At 70.2% G+C, this 745-nt stretch carries 1 protein-coding gene; it reads left to right on the top strand.

The window, feature by feature from the left end; translation table 11 throughout:
* The coding region (locus tag G3O00_RS42985) for a DUF3108 domain-containing protein (protein ID WP_206146632.1) at positions 1 to 745 on the top strand (745 nt) is incomplete at both ends.

Raw genomic sequence — 745 nt, forward strand, 5'->3', positions numbered from 1 at the left:
GTCCGCGGCGAGTGGCGTACCGGGCGCGTCGGGCGCACATGCCGCGTCGGCTGCCGGCGCTGCCAGCGCCGCAACGCCGGGCCCCGCGACGAACGGCGTGAAGTTCAGCGCGCCGCCGTCCGGCGACCTGCAGTACGACACGTTCTACAACGGCATGCAGAACATGATCGGCACGATCCGCTGGCGCACCGACGGGCACACCTACGACCTGTCGGTGTCGATGCCCGTGCCGTTCGTCGGCCCGTTCACCTACCGCAGCGAAGGCCGCATCGACGCGTTTGGCGTCGCGCCCGACCGCTACGTCGAGAAGCGCGGCAAGCGGCCGGAAGACATCGCGATCTTCAACCGCGAGATCCGGCAGGTCGTGTTCACGCGCACGCCGAACAACGCGCCGCTGCCCGACGGCGTGCAGGACCGCTTCAGCATGCTGATGCAGCTGTCGGGGCTCGTGCGCGGCAATCCGTCGGCGTACAAGCCGGGCGTCACGCAGCAGTTCTTCGTGATCGACAACAACAGCGGCGAGACCTGGCCGATCACCGTGATCGGCGACGAGCAGGTGCAGACGCAGGCCGGCATCATCGGTGCGCGGCACTTCATGCGCCTGCCGCGGCGCGACGGCGATACGCGCCGCATCGACATGTGGCTCGCGCCGTCGCTCGGCTGGCTGCCCGCGCGGCTCGTGCAGTCCGAACCGAACGGCGCGCAGATCGAGCTGTTGTGGCATGGCCGGCTCGCGGCGCCGGAC

The sequence above is a fragment of the Burkholderia sp. Ac-20384 genome (genome assembly GCF_017104605.1).
In the GTDB taxonomy this organism is placed as follows: Bacteria; Pseudomonadota; Gammaproteobacteria; order Burkholderiales; family Burkholderiaceae; genus Burkholderia; species Burkholderia lata.